The organism is Allomuricauda ruestringensis DSM 13258 (genome assembly GCF_000224085.1).
Taxonomy (GTDB): Bacteria; Bacteroidota; Bacteroidia; order Flavobacteriales; family Flavobacteriaceae; genus Flagellimonas; species Flagellimonas ruestringensis.
This window is the reverse complement of the sequence record NC_015945.1, coordinates 1,043,067-1,067,916: the sequence shown is the minus strand read 5'-3', so window position 1 is coordinate 1,067,916 and position 24,850 is coordinate 1,043,067. Positions and strand designations below refer to the sequence as shown.

Here is a 24,850-nt window from a genome sequence, read left to right as displayed (position 1 = left end):
GCAATTATGGAGAAATTACACTCCTTTTTGCTTCATAAATGCGGAAGGTGATTGCCCAGCATGCTTTTTAAAAGCATTGTAAAAGGCGGATTTGGATTTGAACCCCACGGATTGTCCAATGGCCTCCACAGTAAGCTGTTTAAATGCATCATCCAATAATCTTTGTTGGGCCAATGCAATTCTTTTTTGGTTGATGTAGTCGTTGAAATTGGTTCCTGTTTCGGAATTGATCAATTTGGAAACGATATTGCTGTTGGTGCCCAGTTCCTCAGCTACTTTTTTTAAACTTATATTTTGATGGGAATAGTAGTGGGTTTCGGATATAAAACTTTCAATGGTTTCAAACTTGATGGAATTGCTGGCGAGGGTCTCGTATTTGTCCGCAATCCAAGATTTTTCAAAAAAGCGGGATTCCGACAGAATAAAAAAGGAAGTGATGAAAATGGTGACCGTTTGCACGATACCAATAAAATGATCGCCACCATCGTCCTCGTAATTTAGAAAAATGAAAAGTAGGGTCAGCATCAGCACCATAAAAAAAGCAACCGTGTTCCTAGAAAAAATATACTTGTCCACTTTTATGTTTTTGGGCGACGTCCACCCCCGTTTTCTAGTTTTTATCACCAATAAAAGGGACAGCACCAAGTAAAATGCAAAACTGAAAAGCACCAACCACCTAAACTGATCTTTGATGAAGTGGTAGGAATAATTCATGTTTCCAGGAATGTCCACAAAGCCCAGATCTCGGTGGTAAGCTCCCAAGTAGGCGTTGAGTTTTACCTCAATGGGACCCAAATAATAGTTGACTTGTGAAACGGCATACAATACGGGCAAGACAAAATGTGGCCAATGCTTTTTTAGGGTGATGGGTTTTCGTTCCAATAAAGTATACAGGAAAAAATAAAGAGTAGGGGTGATGAGGAGCACTAAAAATTCGGTAGAATCATTCAGGCGGATTATATGTTTGATAAGACCAGTGTAACAGAGGTAGACATCCAAAAAAACCAGGCATTGTATCAAAAGTGACCAACCAAACAAATTGATGGCCGATTTCCGTTTAGCCCTCAAAAAAATAACTAGGGCCAAGAAAAAACCTTGAACAATGCCCAAAAGCATAATGTGTGATGCAAGGTCGTGCCTAATGGGAATTTGATCAAGTATGGTCTCAAAGTTTTCCATATTCAGGGGGAGATGTAGTCCGATAGTTTTTCCGGTCCTTCCAATAAAACCCGTACAATTTGAAGTGTTCCATCGGGTTTGGTGTCAATGTGCCATTTGATGAGGGAGATTTTTCCATTTTCAATCTCAATGCCCGTGATGCTTCTTGGGTGGACACAGCTCCCATCGTTAAAAAAGGGAATTTGACCCGGTTCCGGAAACCGTGGCCTATGCGTGTGCCCTGTAAGGGTGAGGAGCAAGTTTTTCTTCAAAATCCACCGTTTGATGCGTTTTTCAATGCGGATTAGCTCTTTATAATTTTTAGCAGGACTGGTAGGGTCGGCAATGCCCACGACTTGGAGCGGTTTCCATAAAACCCGTACCAAAAACCTACCAATACGCCAACATACATAGTTCCACCAGTCTGCTTGGTGACCGTGAACACAGAAAATTTCCTGTCCAGTATCCGTGTGTTTTAGAATAAGCGCTTCATGGTAAGTAATGTCTTCAAAAAGCTCTTTGTCGGAGCCATCAATAGGTTCAAAATAATGTGAAAGGTGCTTATCAACATAATCAGGGTCCCGATACACCATATCGTGGTTGCCCCAGAGCATATAGAGCCGTTTCTCCAAATGGAACCTTCGTAAAAGTTGGTACACGTTTTTATGTGCTTCAATAATCGAGTCAAAGCTTATATTTTCCCAAAGTTCATCACCATCGCCCAGTTCAATATAATGAAAACCCTCACGGTAGTAATGGTTCAGTGCGTGGAAGTAAATGTTCCGGTTATTGGCAAAATCATCTGCAAAACTGTTGTCACCGCGATGACAATCACTAAAAAAAATAAATTTGGAATCCTCATCAAACGAAATGGTCTTCGCGTTTTTGTAGGCTCGATCTAATCGGGTTGAAGAGGACATGAAAAAGTTTTTGCTAAATATCCTTAAAAAGGACGATTTGTCCATAAAGATATCCATTAATGGCCCCGCATTTTTACTTTTTGTAACTTTGCAGGCTAAACCTCGACTAACAAGGGTATGAAATACAACCTTAATTCGGAAAGCCCTTTGGTTCAACTGGTAAGTTTCAATAAACTGTTGGAATATTACGATGAACAATTGGAAAGCACCAATCCGCATATTGCCGAAAGAGCAAAATATGTTTTGGAGGCACAGGCCCCCTACCCAGAGTTGAGGGATGGTTTTACCGATTTGTCCTTATTGGATAAATACAAGGATGTTATTCGAATTATTTTGGAAGATTCTTTTTCTCCGATTTTGACAAAAAATGAAATTAAAACCGCATCTACTCCTTTTGAGAACTTAGTGTTCAATTCATCCGAGCGTTTTCGTCAGATATTGACAGATGCAGGTGAGGATTTTGACCTCGAAATAACCAATATTCCCAGAGAGTTCGATTACATTATGAGGTGTGCTGTAATACTACAGTTTTATTACGGTTATAAATTGGACTTTAAGCGCCCCTTCTTCTACGATATACCGGATACCAATGGTGTGATGCGTAGGTACAGGATTTTGTACAATGCGGATTTCATGGAAATTATCCCCACCGAAAAAGCCAAGGAAATCACCCAAGATGATGTTGATGAGTTGCTGGACAGCTTTTACAACTTGGATTTGTGGAAAGAAAAAATACCACCGAACAGTTTTATAGCCAAGGGATTTGTAATATCCAATATGTTCGATGTTACTGCGGAGCATTCCGTATCGGAGATAAAATCAACCTTGATAGGTCGAGCCCAAAGAGGTAAGGAAACCTTCATGGAGAGTTTTGAAGATACCTTTAGGTCATTTTTTAATCTTAGCGATATAAAAGTGGGCTTTTCGGGGTACGATTCCGGCGCCAATCGCTTTTTTAAGATATATGGCAAGGGGATGGAAAGTTACATCCTTAATGGCAAGGATATGGAAGATTGTGATTGTACCTTTTGTAATTATACCCACGAAAAGTTGTTCAAAGAGAACAAATACTTTGCCATATCCAATGTTGAAAAATATTTTGAAGAATCAAAAGGAGAGACCCAACCCTATAAAAGCTTGTTGGAACAAGGCATTAAAAGTGCTATTTTGGCCCCGATTGCTGTAAATGGAAATTTATTGGGGGTACTGGAGCTAGTATCTGGCAAAGTGAACGAGCTCAACAGCGTTAATGCAAACAAGCTGGATGATGTGATGCCATACATTGTTGCGGCCGTAATGCGCACCATTGAGGAAGAGGAGAACTTGATCGATGCCGTAATCCAGCACGAGTGTACTTCCGTGCATCCATCCGTGTATTGGAAGTTCCAAGAAGAGGCCAAACGGTTTATGGCAGATGAGTTGACGGGCAACGAACCTGTATTCAAGGAAATTGTTTTCAAGGATGTGTATCCTTTATACGGCCAGATTGATATCAAAGACTCTTCGCAAGAACGTAACCTTGCCATTCAAAGGGATTTGATGATCCAACTTTCCGAGGTAAATGAGATTTTAGAAGTTGCCTTTAAAAAATACAAGTTGCCCATTTACGAGGAGTTAATGTTCCGGGTAAACAATTATTTGAATGAGATAAAAGAAGCCTTGTTCACCCACACCGAACAGGCCGTTTTTGATTTTGTGAAAGAAGAAGTGGACCCCGTTTTTGATCATCTTCAAAAAGAAGATGCCGAAATCGCCAGTTTACTGGAAAAATATAGCGAGAAAATTGATAAGGCTACCGAAAGCTATTATGATCATCGTAGAAACTACGATAACAGTGTAATGGAGGCCAATATGAAACTCGCAGCTCTTCTGGACAAAAGACAGGAAGAAGCCCAAGAGATGTTCCCACACTATTTTGAGCGTTACAAAACCGATGGTGTGGAACACAATATGTACATTGGTAAATCCATAACCAAGGATAAGGAGTTCAACGAACTTTTCTTGAGCAACCTAAGGTTGTGGCAGCTCCAGGTAATGTGCGAAATGGAGAACAAATACTACAGCCTAAAACCACATCTACCGGTTAAGTTGGATGTGGCATCATTGGTTTTGGTATATAGCACCTCGTTGGCTATTCGCTTTAGAATGGATGAAAAGCGTTTTGATGTTGATGGCACCTATAATGCCAGATACGAAGTCATTAAAAAACGTATAGATAAATCCTTCATAAAAGGCACCAATGAGCGTTTGACGCAAAAAGGCAAACTTGCCATTGTATACTCACAGCGCAAGGATGAAAAGGAGTATATGCGCTACATCAGCTTTTTAAAGGCAAAAGGGTATTTTACCAACAATATCGAAATTGTAGAGTTGGAGGGTGTACAAGGCGTATCTGGTTTAAAGGCGATCAGAGCAGAGATTTTATATCAAAAAGATAAAAAATCCGAGCGCACCTATACCTACGATGACCTTATGGAAGAACTGAGTTCCTAAGATTTAGAACATAAGCCTATCAGGGCCAAAAAACCGAAAGGCAATCCCAAAGGAAATTACGGAGATAATCATACCTATCATAAAAATATTGTAGGTAATCCGAAGTATCTTGTATTTTCTGTTCAGGACAATACCCAAATAATAAAGGTCTTTGGTAAGTGAGGAATACACGTAATCTTTGTCCTTGACAAGCTCTTGCAAGGCCCATTCATATTCTTCAAGCTCCATTTTATGGAAGTTGCCAAAAAACAGGAGGTTTACCCTCTTTTTTTCCACATCTTCTTTTGTAAACTTACCACTTGTAATGTTTGGTCGTGTAGCCAAAACGGATAGGACCATGGAAACAACACTGAACATGATCAATATGAATGTGGGATAGATCATATACGTGTTGGATGGGTTGTCCAGTTTGGTGAGCAAGTTGGCCAACACCAACGAAATTATGATGGCGTTTACGGACAATAATATATTCGCTTTTGTATCGGCAATATCACTGAGCTTAAGATGGTTTCTTAAAGTGACCCTGTACAAAGTCTGTACACTTCTGTCCGGGCTCTCACTTTTGTATTTTGCCTTTAAAGCTTCTTTTTTGGCAATTTTTTTCTCTTCCTTCTTCTCCTTTAGGAGCTTTTTTAGATTCTGTTGTTTTCCTTCCTCCCAATTCTCCTTGGCATAATCGGTAAAAAAATTATGTTTAGTTCGGAACATTTTAATGTTCTTGTCCCGCCATTCTTTAGCTGAATAATCAGCAATCCCCAGTTCTCTGAGTTCCTCTTTTAAAAAATCTGTGGTTTCCCAGTAGCTTTTTTTTGCAAAATGGGATATATCGGCATCACGGATAATACCTTCCATAAGATTGGTGGGCTCGTTGCACATTTTTGTGACCATGATTAACGAGCAGACTTGCTCAATGCCTTCGGGGTCGTAGTCATTTTTACTAAGAAAATCTCTGGCGATTTCACAACTATTTTCCTCGTGATGTTCCCAACCTTTAGTATGGCCAACATCGTGGAACCAAGCAGCCAACAATAACCTTTCGTTTTCAACCCCCTCCAGTTTGTAATAATTGAGCAATTCTTTAGTACTTTTAACCACTCGTTGGGTATGTCGTAAGTTGTGGTAGACGAACCTGGAATCCAATTTTTCCGTTAGCAGTTCAGAAACAAAGCGTTCAGTTTTTTCGACAATTTCCGACATAGTTCCAAATTAAAACATCCAAATTACAAAATTTTGGAATCAACCTCATGAATATGAAGAAACATTACTTTCTTGTCTTCTTGTTGGTCCTGGCCTCTGCCTGCGCAACCTACGAGACCAAATACGCCGAACCTTTTTCTGCTCACAGCTCCTTGGTTGAAAAAGAGGTAGAACATACATTTTTTTTGATCGGGGATGCGGGTAAATCCCCAATGGGTGAATTGAACCCTACCTTAAAAAAGTTTAAAAAAGTTCTTGATGACGCCGATAGAAACAGCACGGCCATTTTTTTGGGAGATAACATATATCCCGCCGGATTTGTGGACAAGGACGATGACCTTGTAGGCCACGAACGCTCCAAACACTATTTGGATGCACAGTTGGCCACTTTGGAATCCTTTAAAGGAAATACCATTTTTATTCCCGGGAACCACGACTGGTACAGCGATGGGTTGGAGGGGCTCAAACGGGAAGAGAAATATGTTGAAGATGTGCTGGACAACAAGAACGCTTTTCAACCGGAGAATGGTTGCCCCATTGAAAAAATAGAAATCAATGATAAGGTTATGGTCATTGCCATTGATACGGAATGGTACCTTGTCGATTGGGACAAGCACCCGACCATCAACGATGAATGTGAAATAAAGGACAGGGGCCGTTTTTTTGAAGAACTGGAAAGCTTGATCAAAAAGAACAGGGATAAAACAGTGGTCATAGCAATGCATCACCCTATGTTTTCCTATGGCACCCATGGCGGCCAATTTTCATTCGAGCAAGGCATGTATCCTAGCGGGGGCAAAGTACCCATGCCTATTTTGGGAACGGCAATCAACCTTTTGAGAAAAACTTCTGGCGCCACAATAGAGGATCTTTCCAATAAAAAGTACAATGAGTTAAAAAATAGGATTGTAACCCTTTCGCAATATTCGGACAAGATTATTTTTGCTTCTGGGCACGAGCACACACTACAGTATATTGAGGAGTACGGAAAACCACAGATTGTGAGTGGTTCTGGGGCAAAAACAGGTGCAACCCGATTGTTGAACGGCAGTAAATTTTCAACAGGAAAAAATGGATATGCCATATTGAAGGTGTATAAAGACGGTTCGTCTCAGGTGAAATTTTATGGGGCGGATGCCAATACCAACGAGATGCTGTTTCAAACGGAAGTGCTGCCACCCGATAGGTCAACCAAACGAGTAGTGTTATCCGACAATTTTCCAGCGTACAAAATGGCATCCGTTTATGCTCCCGAAGAGATTAAAAAAAGCGGTTTTCACAAATGGTTGTGGGGCGATCGGTACAGAAAATACTATGGAACCAAAGTAAAAGCTCCAACCGTACGTTTGGACACCCTTTTAGGAGGTTTGACCGTTGTAAGAAAGGGAGGGGGCAATCAATCCAATTCTTTGAGATTAGCTGATAAGGACGGCAGGGAGTATGTGATGCGGGGATTGCGAAAAAGTGCCGAAAGATACCTACAGGCCATGGCCTTCCAAGATCAGTACATTATTGGGAAGTTTTCGGATACGTATACGGAAAAACTATTGCTGGACCTATATACGGGAGCGCATCCGTACGCTCCTTTTACCATAGGTAAACTTTCTGATGCGCTGGGCATGTACCATACCAATCCTAAGCTGTATTATGTGCCCAAGCAATCCGTTTTGGGAGACTTTAACAAGGAGTTTGGGGATATGCTTTATATGATCGAGGAGCATGTTTCGGATGACCACGACAATTTGAAAAGCTTTGGTTACACAAAAAAAATTGAAAGTACGTATGACCTCATGGATAAATTGAGGGAAGATGAGGAGTATAGCATCGACCAGAAAGAATACGTAAAGGCCCGCTTGTTCGATATTCTCGTTGGGGACTGGGATAGGCATGTGGATCAATGGCGTTGGGCCGAATTTGAAACAGAAGAGGGCAATAAAGTATATAAACCAATTCCAAGAGATAGAGATCAGGTGTTTTCTCGCTGGGGAGACGGCCTTATCATGAATTTTGGTTCCAGAGCTGTGCCTGCACTGCGTATTTTCGAGGGATTTCACGAAAAAATAAGAAGCGTAAAAGGGTTTACATCATCACCTAGAACATTCGCTTTGGATATGGCGCTGTTGTCTGAAACGGATTTGGATGTGTGGATAGATCAAGCCAAGTTTATTCAACAAAACTTGGACGGCAACATTATTGACGATGCGTTTTTGGCCTTTCCCGAAGAGGTTAGGGATGAAACCTTGACCGAGATCAAGAATATTCTTCTGGCCAGAAAAAAAACACTTGTCCAAACGGCAAAGGACTATTATGCCGTATTAAACAAATATAGCGTGGTCACAGGGACCGATAAAGACGATTATTTCAATATTGTTTCCTTGCCCAATGGTGATGTTGAGGTGAGAGCTTATCGGATAAAAGGAGGGGAAATGACGGACCTTTTCTTCAATAAGGTTTATGATTCGGATTATACCAAGGAAATTTGGATCTATGGTTTGGATGATGATGATGTGTTCGATGCCGATACGGAAACATCAAAAATAAAGGTACGCATAGCTGGAGGGCAAAACAATGATGAGTACAAAATCTCGGAAAACTCCAAAAAATTGTTCGTTTACGACTTTAAGAGCAAAAAAAACACTTTTGATGGTGCTTATGGAGGGAACATAAATCTAATTAATGATTACGATACCAATACCTACGAATTTTTAAATGTAAAAGGCAGCAACAACCAAGTATTGCCCACTATTGGTTACAATCCCGACGATGGTGTCAGAATAGGATTGACCGATACTTATACCTTTAATGGATTCAGGAAAAACCCCTTTACACAACAACATACATTCAACGCGGCCTATTATTTTGCTACGGATGGATTTGATATAGGGTACAGAGGTGAGTTTGCCCATGTATTTAATAAGGTCAACCTTGAGGTCCATGCTCGGTTTACCAGTCCCAACTTTACCCGTAACTTTTTCGGAATTGGGAATGAAACGGTAAACAATGACGGCGATGAGCCTTTGGGGCTGGACTACAACAGGGTACGGATTCAGACCTTGAAGTTTGCACCTTCCTTGGTTTGGCGCGGATTTTTAGGATCTAAAGTTCGGTTGGGAATAGCTTATGAAAATATTGAAATTGAAGAGACGGAGAACAGGTTCATCAATGAATTTTATATTGAAAATGGGGAAGAAAACCACTTGAGTTTCTTTGGGGTAGATGCAGTGTATAGTTACTCCAATACTGACAACGAGGCGTTTCCCACTTTGGGAATGGGGTTTTCGTTGGAAGGTGGTTTTAAAACCAATCTGGATGATTCATCAAGATTGTTTGGATATATAATCCCTTCATTTTCTATGGACAACAAGTTAACTGCCGATGGGCGTTTGGTTTTGGCGACCAAGTTCAAAGGACATTTTACCATTGGGGATGGCTACGAGTTTTATCAAGCTGCCAGTATAGGGGGCAATAATGGTCTGCGTGGATTTCGCTTTCAACGATTTACGGGTAAAACGGCATATTTTCAAAACACGGACGTTCGATACAGTTTTAGAAGTGTAAAAACAGGGTTGTTACCTGTTACCCCCGGGGTTTATGGAGGTTTTGATTACGGCCGTGTATGGTTTCCAGGGGAGGATTCGGACAAATGGCATAATTCTTACGGAGGAGGATTTTTCTTGAATGGTGCCGATATAGTGTCTGCAAATCTTGGACTTTTCAACAGTACAGATGGTCTGCGTTTTGCCTTTGGTCTTGGATTTGGGTTTTAGCAGTTTTGTTTAAAAATCCTATTAGGCCTTATTTTCTTCTAAAAGATACAGTGCCATCCTAATTTTCCAATATGGAATTTGTTCTTCAAAATACATAAAATAAGGTTTTAACCCTTCAACTTGATCACCGAGCTCGGTTTTGGCGACTTGTATTTTGTTGACCTCTTCTTCGGAAATAAATTGGTATAGGTCGATTGGCTTTCCTTCTTCGTGCACTTTTAGAAAATGACCGTAAATAGTATCTTCCTTCAATTCCCGCTGCGTGGCAATATCGGCTACTGTCATGCCTTTTTCAAATAGTGAAAATGAGAGCCCTTGAGTACTTTTCTTGGATGCTGCCCAAGCGTTGATAACCTTAAGAAAACGTGTGGCATATTTGTCTTTTTTGGCTTCGCCCACACCGCTTACCTGCATAAACTCGGTTTCGGTTTCAGGAAGTATGGCTTCCATATCGCGCAAAGCGGCATCACTGAACACGATATAGGCAGGCACGTTTTCTTCAACAGCTATTTCTGTACGAAGAGCTTTCAACTTATCGAACAGACCAACTGTTTGTGTTTTATCGCTTCGTTTGCCCTGGCTTGTTTTTTCTGCTTTTTGAAGTGTGGCGAGTTGGACTTTTCGACCTTCGAATAAAATTTGCTTGGCCAAAGGTGTGAGCAACAAACGTCCGTTCTCGTGGAAGCGGATTTCCAAAATACCCTGATTGACCATTTGGATGATATATTGTTGTAAATCTTGCCAAGAGACATCTTTTACCGTGCCGTAGGTTTTTATGTTTTGATAGCCTTTATCGAACACTTGGGCATTTTGTGCGCCGCGAAGCACATCCACGAGCATGGTCAAAGCTACCTGTTCCTTTAATCGATACACCGCCGAACAGACTTTCTGTGTCAAAATGGTACCGTCAAAAAATTGGGGAGGTGTTTTACAGTTATCGCAATTACCGCAATTTTCTGAAACATGTTCCCCAAAATAGTTCAACAAGGCAATACGGCGACAGCTCAGGGCCTCGGCAAACTGTTGCATGCGTTCCAATTTGGCCAGTTGCACTTCTTTTGTTTCCGATTCTTCTATAAACTTGCGCAGTTGTATCACATCGGAAAAACTGTAAAACAGCAAAGTGTTTGCTGGTAAACGGTCGCGCCCGCTACGACCAATTTCCTGATAGTAACTCTCTATGTTTTTGGGCATGTTGTAATGAATCACCCAACGCACATTGCTTTTATCAATGCCCATCCCAAAGGCAATGGTGGCCACAATTATAGGTGTGCGGTCATTGACAAAGTCTTCCTGTACCTGATTACGAGCTTCGGTATCCATTCCAGCATGGTACGCTTGTGCTTTGAATCCGTTGTTGTTTAATTTTTCAGCGAGCTTTTCAGTACCTTTTCGGCTTAGGCAGTAAATGATTCCACTTTGGTCTGTGCGCTGCTCCAAAAATCGGACTATTTGCGTAAAGCGGTTGGTGCCCGGACGCACTTCGAGGAATAAATTTTTCCTGTCGAAGGAGGCAATGTGCCTTTCGGCATTTGTTATGTTGAGCTGTTTGAGAATGTCGTCTTGCGTGGCACTGTCGGCCGTGGCGGTAAAAGCCGCAATGGGAACATTGGGGAAAACTTCCTTTAGTTTCCCTAACTGGGTATAGGCTGGACGGAAATCGTGTCCCCAAGCCGAAATACAATGCGCTTCGTCCACCGCGAACAAACTCACGTTGTCCTCGGTTAAAAACGGCATTAAATGCGGCAGGCTTTCGGGCGCTACGTACAAGAGTTTGATTTCTTGTGCCCGAAGTTTTTTTAGGATTTCGCTCTGCGCTTCGGCAGCTTGGCTGCTGTTGTAGAATGTCGCAGGGATGCCATTGGCCTGCAGGGCATCCACCTGATCTTTCATCAAAGCAATAAGGGGCGAGACCACGATGGCCGTTCCATGAAGCAGAAGTGCGGGCAACTGAAAACAAACCGATTTTCCGCCACCTGTGGGCATTATGCCCAAAAGGTCATTTCCTTCTAAAATACTGTTGACAATGGCTTGCTGATTGGGTAAAAAAGTATCAAAACCAAAGTGTTTTTTTAAGAGCTGTAGGCTATGTTGTTGTTTGGGAATCATAGTGCCCAAATGTCAATAATAAAATGAGTAAAAACAAATTGGGCAATTTATTAAGTGGTGCTGTTTTAGGTCTGTCCTGTCCAAAGCGAAGCATTGAAGCCGCAAAAAATAAATATCAATACAAATTTTCAGGCCTGTCTGTAGTATGCTTTTTGGTTTTAATCGAGCTTTAATTCATAAAGATTTCTACCACCATGGTTGTTCTCTTCGTCAGCAATAAGAAGTGTTTTGTTGTCCACAAAGCAAACCGATTCAACCTGAGTGTTAGTATTTAAATCAATGATTTTGATGGATGATTTAGTAAAATCAGGGGCGCTGAAATCCGTCAGTAAAAAAACGAAACCATAGCTCAGCAGGGCAATGGTGTTTCCGTTAGGGGAAATATCGGCACTGGTCACCGAACAATGGTCTTGGTCTGCACACAAGAAGAGAGTTCCCAAAAATTCAGCTTCGTACTCCCCTTTTTTATCCGGAACCCTATAAATTAGGGTTTTTCCAGTGTATGGCCTCGTACGGTTTTTAGTAAAGATGTACAGGTAATCATTTAGGTGAAAAAAGCCTTCGGTATCAAAATACAGGCTGTCTTTTTTAGGCGGAAAATATTTTTGCTGTGGATATTTGAACTCGATCTTGTCGGCATTGGGTTCCTTTTTGCCCATTTCTTCTTTGGGAATCTTGTAAATGACCAAATCCTTGCGGGCGTTTTTGTTGTTGCCAAAGTCACCAATGTAAAGGTTGCCGTTAATATCTTTTGTCAAATCTTCCCAATCCCTGTTTTTGGCATGGTCAATTTTTAAGGATTCTTTCTCTTCACAATCCCGGTCAACCTTATATACTTTGTCTTTGTTCCCGCTATCTTCAATGACCCAAATGTTCCCATCAGCAGCAATTTCCATCCCGGAGACTTCTTTGAGCTCGGAGGGGAATTTGGATAAGGGATTCAATTCACTCAAATAAGTCTTTTGGGCACAAGCTTGGCCCATTATCAGCAAAAAAACAAGGGTGAGTTTATTCATCGGATTCTTTTATGGGCATAAATACCTCGGTAGTCCATTCCAATTCATTTCCACCCATATTGGGGTTGTTATAGAAAATTTCAATTGGTTTTTTCTCTAGGGCAATGTTGTTCTTTTTAGCATAATCCAATATGGCATACCATGCGCGGTCGGAAGTAATATAGTTTCCATGGTAAACCGCCTTAATGGCATTTTTACTAAAGATGCGCTTGTATTTGATGTCAGGGTGGTTTGGAAGTTTTTCCGAACGGATGATAGGATTGCAAAAATTATAGGAAAGACTATTGTTCTCCAAATCCCAGTCCAACACCTCTACAAAAGGAGGGCCATTTAGTTGAACTTCATTCTGGGCAAGGATGCCATCTAAGAAGCTATAGTTGGCCATCATGCCTTTGGCCTTGTTTTCGGGCGTGGTCTTTAGTTTGACGCAAGCACAAAATGAGGAAAATATCTCTGCTTCCCCTTCTATGGAATAGTTGAATCCTTCCAGATGTTCGTTCAGGAAACTGTTGAAATCCAAAAGCAGTTTTCTGGAGCCTTTTTCAAAATCGGTATCCGAAAATGGAACGGCAAGCCTATTGTCAATGGAATTATCGGCATCCTTGATATTTACTTGAACTTCACTCAGTGAATCGTGGACTCGGTTTATTTCCCATTCGTACATATGAACAGAATCGTTCACTACAATGGTTTGCTTAAAATGGCTTGGGCTTATGTACTCCACAGGCATTACGGAATCAAAACCTTGGTTCCAAGCCTTAACGGTTTCGAATATGGTCCCCGGAATGGCTTTTGCCTCAAAATTGACCTGATAATCCTGGGGTTTTAAAAATAGATACCACAAAACTGCTCCCACCGCAAGGGCAAGGGTTATTGAAATGATCTTCTTCATAACTAAGGAGCAAAAATAAGGATTAGCTTTTTGTCATATCCAATTTGTCCACTATAAATTTCCCAAGGTCCCTACCTTGTTTAATTCCAACCTCAATAGCGGCACGATAGTGGATTCCTCCATACATTCGGCTCAATGCTGCCTCATTGGATGCTTGGTTAAAAGATGTAAAGGAACGAACAGGAAGGCCGTAAGGTACTTCGGTATCGTCATCAAAGGCAAAGTTATCGCCGAAGATATCCGTTAGTGCTATGGCAGCTGCGCCCGATACCACACTGTGCCCACTTGTATATTCTGGGAAAGGAGGCGTTTGCAATACAGGTTCCCAACTGTCATCAAGATACTCATTGATCACCGTTTCAGGACGAATAAGGTTGCTTCTATATTTCTCGGCCCAACAGCTAATAAAACCATCGGCAATCGCAATAGAGGTTTTGGTGTAGGCGTAAACCGTTTTGGCAAAATCCGCACCCGATTTTCTAGATGCTATTTTAGCAATGCCTATCCAATGTGCTCCCGGGGTGATTTTCTTTGTGGCGAACATTAGGTGTCCACGGGTTACCGAAACATAAGGGTTGCAATCCCAAAACTGGGCTATGGCTATTTCTTCCGATTTATCGCCTTTACCAATCATACTTTTTCTCACTTCGTAGACCTCCATTACCTCTTCATAGAATTTGGAATCTTCTTCCATGGAAAATTCTGGTGGTGGAGCAGGTTTGAATTGTTGCGCGGAATCAATGGCAAAAGGACGTATTTTATCCCAATGTGGCTCAATACCGTTCATGTAGGCTGGGGGGGTGGGTTGCCAGCGTGAAGGGTCTTCGGAGTCCACAGAGAACTTGGGCATGGTTCGAGTTTCTTTGTAGTTGTCCTTGTTCATCCATTCACCAACAAAGTTGGCCACTTCCAATCCGTATTCCTTACTGGCATTAAAAACGGCCTCGTTCTTATCCATCCAGATGGTGTAAAGGCTATCCCTAAAACTTTCCATTCTTTCTTCGGAAAAGATAAGCCTTTTGCTGATGTCCATTTGGGCGATCAAGGCGGCCATTTCGTAATTGATGTTATCACCGTTTTTAGGCTCTGGAATAGTTTTAAGACCGGTTACCTGTCCTGCCAAGGATTTGTATGTGTCGTTTTTTTTTGCTACAATTTCGTATGCCGCAATGTTGGAGTATGCAAATATTCTGCTGGCCACTGGAGGCGAGAATATATCATGGATCATTATTTCGATCACTTTGTCCACGGATGCATGGAATTCTTCCGGGGAGACTTCAACGGGTTCCTGTTTTTTTTGACATGACGCCAAAACCAACAATAGTGCTGCGATTAAACTTATTCTTTTTTTCATGGCCTTGCGATTAATCATTGATTTTATAAACTTGTGCTTTATCGTTATTGAATACAGCTAACAAATATTTTTGTTTGTTAAGTGTGATTGTTTTTAAATGTCGAATTGATTTTTGTGTAAAATCCAAACCGAGTTGATTGCCCAAAACAATGTCCCTTTCACTTTTGATGAGAGCGCCCGGAAACGAATCCAACCTGCCGTGATAAGGTTTTACTCCAAAGTAATTGCCGCCAACGAGTACCTCGGTATTTCCGTCACCATCAAAATCATCTACTAAAAATGACATGATAGGGGATACTTGAAGCTCATTTTTGAAGGGGACAAAAACAAAGTTGCCGTCATCATTTCGCAAATATCCCGATTTTAATGTATCGACCTCCAGCAAGGTTGATGAATTCAATACATCTCCTCCGAATATTTCTTCCATAGTGTCCCCGGCAAAAGATTCATACGTGGTGTATTTCTTTTTAAGGTAAACCATTTGTGAAGCCAATCCATCCAAGGTTTCCAAAGGATAATAGTTGCCGTTTTTCTCCATGGCGGTTACCGTTTCGGTTTGGCCATTGTCATCAAAATCGTTGAAATATAGTTTCATGGAATGCTCTTCGGAAGCCTTAAACTTTGAATTGGTGCCCCAGTTACCAAGAAGGTAATCGGTGTCCCCATCCCCATCAATATCAAAAGTCTCAATGGCCTGCCATAGTCCGGAAATATTTATCTGTTCCACTTCGGTAAAAGAACCATTTTGGTATTTCAAAAACTTGGGCGACATCCATTCTCCTACTAAAATAAGATCGGTATTTCCATCCCCATCAAAATCGCTCCAAATGGCATCGGTTACCATTCCCTTGGAAAACTCTTCAAAATCATTCTTCACTTTAAAAGTTCCGTTTTTATTTTCAAGTAAATAAGAATTGGCTGGAGCCCCGAATTTGGCTGTAATGGTGTGTCCGCCGATAAAAACATCCAAATCTCCATCACTATCAAAATCAAAAGGTTTGATTACAGATGAATTTTGATAGTATTCTGGAAGTGCAACATTCTCAAAAAAAGTATCTTTTTGGATGTAGTAAGCATCTAACAAGGGTTCCGATTTTCCAAAAAAGTCCCCCCCTCCTGAGGTTGTAATCAAATCATTTTTGCCATCGTTGTTAAAATCAGCGATGGTTGCAGAAACATTTTCCCGAATGGAATCCTTTTGGATGCTTTCCATTTTTTGGTTCACAAAAATAGAATCTTGCTGCACAAAAATTTGTGAAGGCTTGTATTTAGAACCTCCAAAGAAAATATCGTCCATTCTATCACCATTTAAATCACCAACAGCCAGTGCAGGTCCTCTATCCGATATTTGGTAGGGTATCAGTTTTTCGCGGTTAAAATCGGTGTAGTTGTCCTCCGCATGCGTAAAATCCAAACCTAGATTGCCGTCGACTGGACTGAATAACGGTTTTTTAGTTTCACGAAGGGAATTGTAATCAAAAGATCTGGTATTTTTTGGTTCTACTGTAAGTGTTTGGTTTACGGGAACATTTTGAAGCACCTGATAGGTTTTGTCCGGCCAAATGATTTTTATCGAATCTACTTCTGATACATTTTTATAACCAAAATGAACCATTGGTTCAGAAGATGCTTGAAAACCTCGTGTTGGGAACAATTCTTTGAATTGTAGGCTACCATTTTGATAGGAATAAACCTTGGTTCCAATCCCGAAAGTATTTTTTTCGGAGTAATTGAACTTCAGTTTTAAGTAACTACCCTTGTCGTTTGTTTTATTGATGTAAAAGGTAGCAGGCTGATTAATATTGTTCGTTACCAAATCCAAATCCCCATCATTATCCAAATCGCCTATGGCCGTAGCCCCAGAAACAAGCGTGTCTTTGGTAATCCATTTTTCGGACATGTCTTGAAAATGAAGGTCCCCACCACCTCGAAACACATAATTATGCACATTTCCTGTCGGCATTAAATCAAGTGCTTGTTGGTCCACAAGTTTGGTGTTGTCCATCTTTTGCTGGATTTGGTCGTTGGAAACAAATTTGATGAAATCCAGGTCGTTGGGTCTTTTTGGGATCCCATTGGAAATAAAGACATCCTGATGCCCATCGAGATCATAATCCCCGAATAGTGCGCTCCAGCTCCAATCGGTTGCCGCAACGCCACTCATTAATGCAGTTTCCATAAAGGTTCCATCGGGCTGGTTCACAAAAAGCATATTTCTGGTAAACTGATAATGATACCCAAAACGGTCTATTCGCATTTTTTGGGTTTGGATATTATCATCTCCTTCGGAAGATTTTAAGGCCACTTCGTCTTCGGGAAGCATATCCAATGAAAGAAAATCCGGTCGGCCATCATTGTTGATGTCGGCTACATCGTTGCCCATGGAAAAACGAGAGGTATGACCAAAATATTTCTTCAAACTTTCGGTAAAGGAGCCATCGCCATTGTTGAGGTAATAATAATCGTCTTCATGAAAATCGTTGCCCACGTATATGTCCGGGTATCCGTCTTGGTTAAAATCGGCAATGGCCAAACCGAGACCATAACCGTTTACGCCTCCATAAATGCCAGCCTCTTCGCTAACATCGATAAACCTGCCATTGTCGTTGCGCAGCAATTTGTCCCCGGTTTCATATCGTCGCTCATACCTTAAATCAAAACGCCCAAAGGAATTTTGGGTATGCACGGCATGGTTGAGCAAGTATAGGTCAAGGTCGCCGTCCAGATCATAATCAAAAAAGGTGGCATTTGAACTATAGGAATCAAAATCCAGACCGTATTGGGCGGCACTTTCGGTAAACGTGTTGTCCCCGTTGTTTATGTACAGTTCGTTAAACCCGTTAAACCCGTTGATGCCCACCACCGCACAAACATAAATATCCAAGAGTCCGTCCCCGTTCACATCGGCCATGGTAACGCCGGTGTTCCAATCGCTATTTCCTTCGATTCCTGCGGCACTTGAAATATCTTCAAATTTCAGATCACCTTTGTTTAGGTACAGCTTGTTTTTGACTTGGTTTCCGGTAAAGAAAATATCAGGTAATCCATCATTATTGATGTCGCCAATGGATACTCCACCTCCGTTGTAAAAGTAGAGGTAGTCCAAAATGCTCAATTCTTGAGAAGAGGTTAGTGTGTTGGTGAAATCCACACCCGTTTTTTTCGGTTCGGGATTTTCAAAAAGACTACCTCCCTTTTCGCACGAAAACAAAAGAGTTATTACCAGCAATATGATGGGAAATCTATTCATTTAAAGCAAAAATCTTTGGTTTGTTGTTGTTAACGGCCGCAATAACATAAATTTTACCGTTTTTATCCTTGAACTGCTTCAAATATTTTACTTCATCCCTGATTTTGAACCCACTGGTTTCGTAGTCTTGCCATGTAAAGCCTAGGTTGCCATCTCCCAATAATAGATTTCCCTGACTGGCATCCAGTCTTGAAAACTGAGGTTTAAATTCATAATTGTTTCCTGCCATGATCAAATCTAAATAGCCATCATTGTTCACATCGGTACAAGTGATGTCACATACGCAGGAAAGTTGCACTCTTGGTGGTAAATTTTTGATGGTAAACTTGCCGCCACCTTCATTTATAGCTATTACCGATGCAGAGGTCTCCACTTTCTTTACAATGGATTTGTCCATTACCTCCTTGGGAAAAAGTTGATGTATGGTCCGTTGGGCATAATCCGATGCTTTTAGGTTCTGCTTCTTCAGAGAAGGTAACTGCTCCGTAAGTTCTCTCTTTTGATGAATGGGATAATCACCACCGTTTTCTTGCATGGTCATAATTTGTTCAATGGTGCCATTATTGTCGTAATCATTGATGTACAATTTCATGGGGGCATATTCCGTTGGTTTGTAGTGGAGATTCAGGCCTTGGTTGCCCAAAATTAAGTCTTTGTCTCCATCGTCATCCAGATCTGCTGTTGCTACGGTGTTCCACCATCCGTAAAGACTATCCAAAGAACTGTTCATTTTAGATAGCCTTCTGCCGGTGTTTTTGTAAATTTTCGGGGTGTCCCACTCCGAAGTAACAATAAGGTCCTTTTTACCGTCCCCATCCATATCTTCCCATTTGGAATCGGTTATCATTCCCGCATCTTTTAGGTCGTACCCCAAGCGCTCGGTAACGTTGTTAAAGGTACCGTCCCCCATATTTTCTAAAAGCAGATGGTCTGGATTTATCCCATAAACGCCTACTACACTTCGCGAACCGATGAAAAGGTCCATATCTCCATCATCATCATAGTCGTATGGAGAGATTGTGGAAATATTCTTGAATGTTGATGGTAGTTCGTTTTTGGATTTTGAAAAGTTTCCGTTGCCATCATTCAAATATAGTCGTGCCCTATAATTTCTTTCCAGACCAACGTTGTTTCCACCGGAACCTACAATCAAATCGAGATCACCATCACCATCGGCATCAAAAAATGCTGCCGCGACATCCTCAAATTCCAAATCTTCTTCAAAAAAAGCAATCTTTTTAGGTGAAACATTTCCATTTCCCGTATGTAGGTAGAGGGATGCAGGTTGTCCTTTTGCCCCTCCGATGAAGAAATCCTCGTTGCCATCCCCGTTTACATCACCAACAGCCAACGATGGGCCTTCTTGGGAAAGCTTGTGGGAAATAAGCCCTTCGTAGTCAAAATCGTTGTAGGTATCTTCTTTGTGTGATGATACCCTATCCGCGTCGATTTCTTTCAGAAAGGATTTTTTGATTGCTTTTTTGGGAATTGTATAAGTTTCTGTGGCATTGGCATGGTCTAATGTCAACATTTGATTGGCAGCTACATTTTCAAATTTTTGTGTGCGCTCGTCCGGCCAAACAATGCGCAAGGAGTCCAATTGTTCTGATTTGCCCAAACCGAAAGTCATATCGTACTGAATGGAGGATTGAAAACCTCTTGAAGGAATCAATTCTTGGTTTACAATGTTACCATCAAAATAAATTTTGGCCAAGGTACCTACGGCAAATGGGTTGTTTTCTGGCCCCTTGAACTTTAATTGGATGTAATTGTTGTTCAATTGCGATTCTGCGTTGTTTCTATAGATAAATGCCGGTGTATTCACATTGTTGATTACTAGGTCCAGGTCACCATCATTGTCCAAATCTGCATAGGCTGCCCCATTGGAGCGTGATGGAAGCTCAAATCCCCATTCTTTGTTGGCGTTGGTAAAGGATATGTCGCCATTGTTCTTGTAGGCATAATTGGGTTGTGGCTTGATTGGCATTTTATTGATGATGGAATCTATGGATTGTTTTTTGCCCGTCAGGGCCATTTTTTGGACTATCTCGTTGGCAAAGAAGTCTACAAAGTCTAAATCAGTAAGGTCGTGGTTGATGCCGTTGGTGATAAAAATATCCTTGAGCCCATCGTTGTCCATATCGAACATAAGTCCGGCCCAGCTCCAGTCCGTAGCGTCAACACCGCTGTAATAGGCCACTTCGGAGAATGTACCGTTCCCGTTGTTGAGTTGCAGGGTGTTTTGGATGTATTGTTGACCAAAATCCTTGTTCTGCTTCAGGTTAAAAACATTGTAACCTTCGAACTCCATCACAGATTTTACTCTATGCTCTTTTTCCGGTAGCATATCTGTAATGAAGATATCGTTGTATCCATCATTATTGATGTCGGCTATGTCGATACCCATAGCGGAAAGGCTTAAATGAGAGGTCCAGTCATTAATTTCTTCAGAAAATGTACCGTCTTTTTGATTGATGTAGAGGTAATCCCTCTCATAAAAATCGTTGGAGACATAAATATCTGGATAAAGGTCGCCATTAAAGTCCGTAACCAGCACTCCAAGACCGAAACCTATCAAACTACCGTAGATTCCAGCGTCTTCGCTAACATCTACAAACTTACCGTTGTCGTTTCTTAGCAGCATATCCCCAACGCCTTTAAAAATGTCCGGCACCCCTTCCCAATCTTGTGCACGTACTTCGCGTTGTTCGGCATAGCCTAAACTGCTCACGGGAATGTTACTGTTGTTTAGGATATAGGCGTCTAGATCGCCATCCTTGTCATAATCAAAAAAGGAAGCGTGCGTTGAAAACCCCGTTTTTGCTAGATTATATTCTTCGGCTTTTTCGATAAAGGTTAGGTCTCCGTTGTTGATGTAGAGATCGTTATCATGATTGTTGCCTTCCATATTTCCGGCATTGCTCACATAAATATCCAAAAGGCCATCATGGTTAATATCTACCATAACCACCCCTGTGGACCATGGTTTGTTGCCCAGAACACCTGCACTTTCGGAGATGTCCTCAAACTTCATGTCACCTTTGTTCAAGTAAAGTCTGTTGGGCTCCATGTTCCCGGTCAGGTAAATATCTTGTAAACCATCGTTGTTGATATCACCAATTGCTACACCACCTCCATTGTAGAAATTTCGGTATTTGAATATGTTGAAATTTTTCTTGTTCGCTACCTTGTTGATAAACGTAACACCTGTTTCCTCTGGCTCCAAAAGGGTGAAAAGTGTTTCGGATTTCACTTCTTCCTCCGATTGGGCAACTTCTTTATTGTTGCATGCCACTAAACTTATGAGCAGAAGCCCTACGGTTATATTTTTCAGTTTCATTTATCGTTCTGTTTTTTGACCAAAAAAGCGGGAGCATCATTGTTCATCGTTATGATGAACTCCTCTTTCCCATTGATTGTTATTTTTTCAATTTTTCTGGCTGCACCGGAAATTCCCAAGTTTTGCTTCCAACCCACATTACCGTGTTCATCATTCTGCAATAAAAATCCGTGTGAAGCATCCAATCTACCAAGTTGGGTACTTATCTCAAAATTATTGCCCACCATTAATATTTCATTAATCCTTTCTTTATCATTTTTTACCAAGTAAATATCGTTTACGGATGAGGATTGCACCAAGTAGGGCAGTTGCTTCTCCGAGAAGTTGTTATTGCCGTCATTTTCAAAATAGGAAGTGCTTAGCGTGTACACCTTTCTTTTGGTAGCTTCTTCTAATTTATCTTTCCCAAAAAGTTCTTCTAGGGAGGCTTTCGCAAAATCTTTGTAGAAGAGGAATTTTTTATTTAAAAAGGGCATTTGCTTGGCCAATTCATCCTTGGAAGCAAAAGCGGTCTCTCGTTCACCATGAAAATGGGTTACTACGGTTTCAATGGACCCGTTGTCGTCAAAATCGTTAATATAGAGGGTGATAGGTTTTTCCGGGGATGCGCTGAACTTTGTATTACGTCCCCAATTACCAGCAAGGATATCCAAATCTCCATCATTGTCCAAATCTGCAAGTTTAATGCTGTTCCACCATCCATTTGTATTGTCAAGTCCGTTATTTTTTTGAGAAGAAAGCTGTTCCCCGTTGTTCATAAAGATGGTTACTGGAGTCCAATGTCCGGCTACGATAAGGTCCGGGAATCCGTTGCCATCAATATCTTTCCAAACAAAGTCTTTTATGTTTCCAACATCTTGAAGGTCTCGAGCAAAGGAAGTGGGTACTTCTTTAAAGCTTCCTGTTCCATCATTCTCTAAAAGGTATTGCTTGGCTTTTACCCCAAATTGTGTTGGTACTGCGTTGGAAGCAATAAATAAATCCAAATCCCCATCATTGTCAAAATCAACGGCATCTATTTTGGATGCGTTGACTTCAATTTGTGTTAAAGTATTCTCTTTTAAAAGCCGGCCATCATTGTTTCGGTACAGCCTGGGTTGGAGCGGTTTGCCATTGGTGAATTCGTTGCCACCACTGACCACGACCAAATCAAGGTCGCCGTCATTATCAATATCCGCAAATACATGGTCGGTATCTTCATTAATGGCATCTTCTTCAAAAAGTTCATTTTGATGTTCTTTGAAATTGCTTTCAGCATCTTGAAGGTACAGTTTTGAAGCCTGTTTTTTACCCCCACTAATAAAAATATCATCAAAGCCATCGTTGTTGATATCTGCGACGGAGATAGACGGGCCTTCGTTGGAGTAGGCAAAGGGGATGAGGGGATTACGATCAAAATCCAGTGTTGCATATTCTTTGTGGACAAAGTCCAATCTATTTAATGTCGTATAGTTAGATGTTGTCTCGTTATGCTTTGTTGCATAATAGTCGCCAGATGCGTTGGACTGCGAAACCTTTAATATTTGGTTTGCTTTTACATGTTTTAGGGTTTCAAACTTTCCTTGTGGCCATATAATTTGAATGGAATCAATTATGGAATCCTTACCGACACCAAAGTTTAGACTGTTGTCTTTGGCCGACATAAATCCACGGGTGGGGATATTTTCTTGGACCGATTTTCCATTTTTACCGAATACAATTGCTTTTAAACCGATGCCAAATTTATTTTTAGGGCTCCCATCAAACTGGATTTTAAGGAAATTGCCACCCTTTAGGGTGTTCTCCATAATAAAGGCTTCTTGGTTCACATTGTTGACCACCAAATCCAAATCGCCGTCGTTATCCAAATCGGTATACACGGAGCCATTGCTGTATGAGTCTATTTGAGGTCCCCAAGTGGCTGTAACATTTTCGAATTCCGTTCCTCCTTTATTTTTGTAGAAATAGTTCTGTACTTTTTTCTTGGGCAGACGGTCGATAAGCTCCATATCCTTGTCAGACAAGCCTTGTTCTATGTTTTTTTGAATTTCTTCATTGGATATATAGTTGATGTAATCCATATCGTTGGTTACGCCTTGTATTCCATTGGAAATAAAAAGGTCTTTGAAACCGTCGTTGTCATAATCGGCAAAAAGTGCTCCCCAAGACCATTCTGTAGCATCAATGCCACTTAAGTTGGCAATTTCCCCAAAGTTTTCGCCATCCAAATTTAAATGCAGAGCGTTTGACATGTATTGAGGTGCAAAACCATTCTTTAGGTATTGTTGATACACAGGGTAGGGGTGTTCCAGCCCAGATGTTTTATAGGCTTCCAAATCTTCTGGAAGCATGTCCAATGATAAAATATCGGAAAGGCCATCGTTATTAATGTCGGCGATATCATTGCCCATGGAAAAATGGGTGGTGTGACCGAGTTTGGTGTCATCTTCCGAAATAGCTTCTTTAAACGTACCATCTTTTTGGTTGATGTAGAGGTAATCGTTTTCAAAAAAATCGTTACCGATGTAAATATCGGGATATCCATCATTGTTGACATCGCTTATGGCGAGTCCCAATCCGTACCCTATGGTTCCTTGGAATATTCCAGCTTCTTTGGAGGCATCAATGTATTGGCCATTTTCATTTTTAAACAGTATATCGCCGGACATGGAATCCACTATTTTTCGTTTGGAACCTTTCCCATAAGAGCGGTTTGGATTTACGGAATGGTTCATTAAGTACATATCCAGATCGCCGTCCAGGTCATAATCAAAAAAGGCTGCTTGGGTGGAATATCCTATAAAATCCAATCCATATTTAGCGGCTTCCTCCTTAAATGTTGGGATACCTTGTTCGTTATTTCCTTGATTGATGAAGAGGAGATTTTGACCACGAATAGTCTCATGATCTCCGACTTTGCATACGTATATGTCGAGAAGACCATCGTTGTTGACATCGGCGTGGGTAACTCCGGTGGTCCAACCTGTTTTGTTGATTATTTGCGATGGAGCGGTAACATCTACGAATTTGAAATCACCTTGGTTTAAGTATAATCTGTCCGATTCTTGGTTAGAGGTAAAGTATAGGTCCACAAGGCCATCTCCATTGAAGTCCCCTGCTGCAACACCTGCTCCGTTATAAAAATAAAGGTAGTTTAGGATATTGAGCTCTGGGGTTTGTTTGAGCTGATTTTTGAATTTTATCCCTGTATCCTTGGAGCTTTTTAAAACAAACAGTTTGTTCTGCTTGTTTGTATTGCAACTTATCAAGGTTAACAGTAATAAAAAAATAATACAGAGCTGTCCTCTCATTTCTTTCATCGATAGCTGGGATAATATAACTATTTACTCAGTATGTTATAAGGTGTAAATGATT

Annotated in this window: 12 protein-coding genes; 2 read left to right on the top strand and 10 right to left on the bottom strand. The window is 41.0% G+C overall.

The window, feature by feature from the left end; translation table 11 throughout:
• Positions 1 to 15: 15 nt before the first annotated feature.
• Both MURRU_RS04785 and MURRU_RS04780 read right to left on the bottom strand, forming a co-directional pair.
• Complete coding sequence (locus MURRU_RS04785; protein ID WP_014032295.1) at positions 16 to 1,179, bottom strand: helix-turn-helix domain-containing protein; 1,164 nt, start codon at positions 1,177 to 1,179, stop codon at positions 16 to 18.
• 2 nt (positions 1,180 to 1,181) lie between these two features.
• Positions 1,182 to 2,078, bottom strand: coding sequence for a metallophosphoesterase (locus MURRU_RS04780; protein ID WP_041801316.1), 897 nt, complete (start codon positions 2,076 to 2,078; stop codon positions 1,182 to 1,184).
• A gap of 117 nt (positions 2,079 to 2,195) precedes the next feature.
• Between MURRU_RS04780 and MURRU_RS04775 the strand changes: the two genes are divergently transcribed.
• Complete coding sequence (locus tag MURRU_RS04775; protein WP_014032293.1) at positions 2,196 to 4,571, top strand: hypothetical protein; 2,376 nt, start codon at positions 2,196 to 2,198, stop codon at positions 4,569 to 4,571.
• 3 nt (positions 4,572 to 4,574) lie between these two features.
• Here MURRU_RS04775 and MURRU_RS04770 read toward each other — a convergent pair whose 3' ends face one another.
• On the bottom strand, positions 4,575 to 5,768 hold the full coding sequence (locus tag MURRU_RS04770; RefSeq protein WP_014032292.1) for a Pycsar system effector family protein: 1,194 nt from the start codon (positions 5,766 to 5,768) through the stop codon (positions 4,575 to 4,577).
• Between the two features lie 47 nt (positions 5,769 to 5,815).
• On the opposite strand from MURRU_RS04770, the gene MURRU_RS04765 reads away from it, so the two are divergent.
• Positions 5,816 to 9,535: a metallophosphoesterase gene (locus tag MURRU_RS04765; RefSeq protein ID WP_014032291.1), complete on the top strand. Its 3,720-nt coding sequence runs from the start codon at positions 5,816 to 5,818 to the stop codon at positions 9,533 to 9,535.
• A 21-nt stretch (positions 9,536 to 9,556) separates the two neighbouring features.
• Here MURRU_RS04765 and recQ read toward each other — a convergent pair whose 3' ends face one another.
• The 7 genes from recQ to MURRU_RS04730 all read right to left on the bottom strand — a co-directional run bounded on the left by recQ (position 9,557) and on the right by MURRU_RS04730 (position 24,795).
• Positions 9,557 to 11,644: a DNA helicase RecQ gene (gene recQ / locus MURRU_RS04760; protein WP_014032290.1), complete on the bottom strand. Its 2,088-nt coding sequence runs from the start codon at positions 11,642 to 11,644 to the stop codon at positions 9,557 to 9,559.
• A gap of 158 nt (positions 11,645 to 11,802) precedes the next feature.
• On the bottom strand, positions 11,803 to 12,660 hold the full coding sequence (locus MURRU_RS04755) for an NHL repeat-containing protein (protein ID WP_014032288.1): 858 nt from the start codon (positions 12,658 to 12,660) through the stop codon (positions 11,803 to 11,805).
• Positions 12,653 to 13,552: a GyrI-like domain-containing protein gene (locus tag MURRU_RS04750; RefSeq protein ID WP_014032287.1), complete on the bottom strand. Its 900-nt coding sequence runs from the start codon at positions 13,550 to 13,552 to the stop codon at positions 12,653 to 12,655. The genes MURRU_RS04755 and MURRU_RS04750 overlap by 8 nt, the downstream gene beginning before the upstream one ends.
• A 22-nt stretch (positions 13,553 to 13,574) precedes the next feature.
• The gene (locus MURRU_RS04745) at positions 13,575 to 14,906 is read right to left on the bottom strand and encodes a vanadium-dependent haloperoxidase (RefSeq protein ID WP_041801795.1); all 1,332 of its coding nucleotides are present in this window, start codon (positions 14,904 to 14,906) and stop codon (positions 13,575 to 13,577) included.
• A 10-nt stretch (positions 14,907 to 14,916) separates the two neighbouring features.
• Complete coding sequence (locus MURRU_RS04740; RefSeq protein ID WP_014032285.1) at positions 14,917 to 18,156, bottom strand: VCBS repeat-containing protein; 3,240 nt, start codon at positions 18,154 to 18,156, stop codon at positions 14,917 to 14,919.
• Complete coding sequence (locus MURRU_RS04735; protein WP_014032284.1) at positions 18,149 to 21,496, bottom strand: CRTAC1 family protein; 3,348 nt, start codon at positions 21,494 to 21,496, stop codon at positions 18,149 to 18,151. The genes MURRU_RS04740 and MURRU_RS04735 overlap by 8 nt, the downstream gene beginning before the upstream one ends.
• Positions 21,493 to 24,795, bottom strand: coding sequence for a VCBS repeat-containing protein (locus tag MURRU_RS04730; RefSeq protein WP_014032283.1), 3,303 nt, complete (start codon positions 24,793 to 24,795; stop codon positions 21,493 to 21,495). The genes MURRU_RS04735 and MURRU_RS04730 overlap by 4 nt, the downstream gene beginning before the upstream one ends.
• Positions 24,796 to 24,850 lie beyond the last annotated feature (55 nt).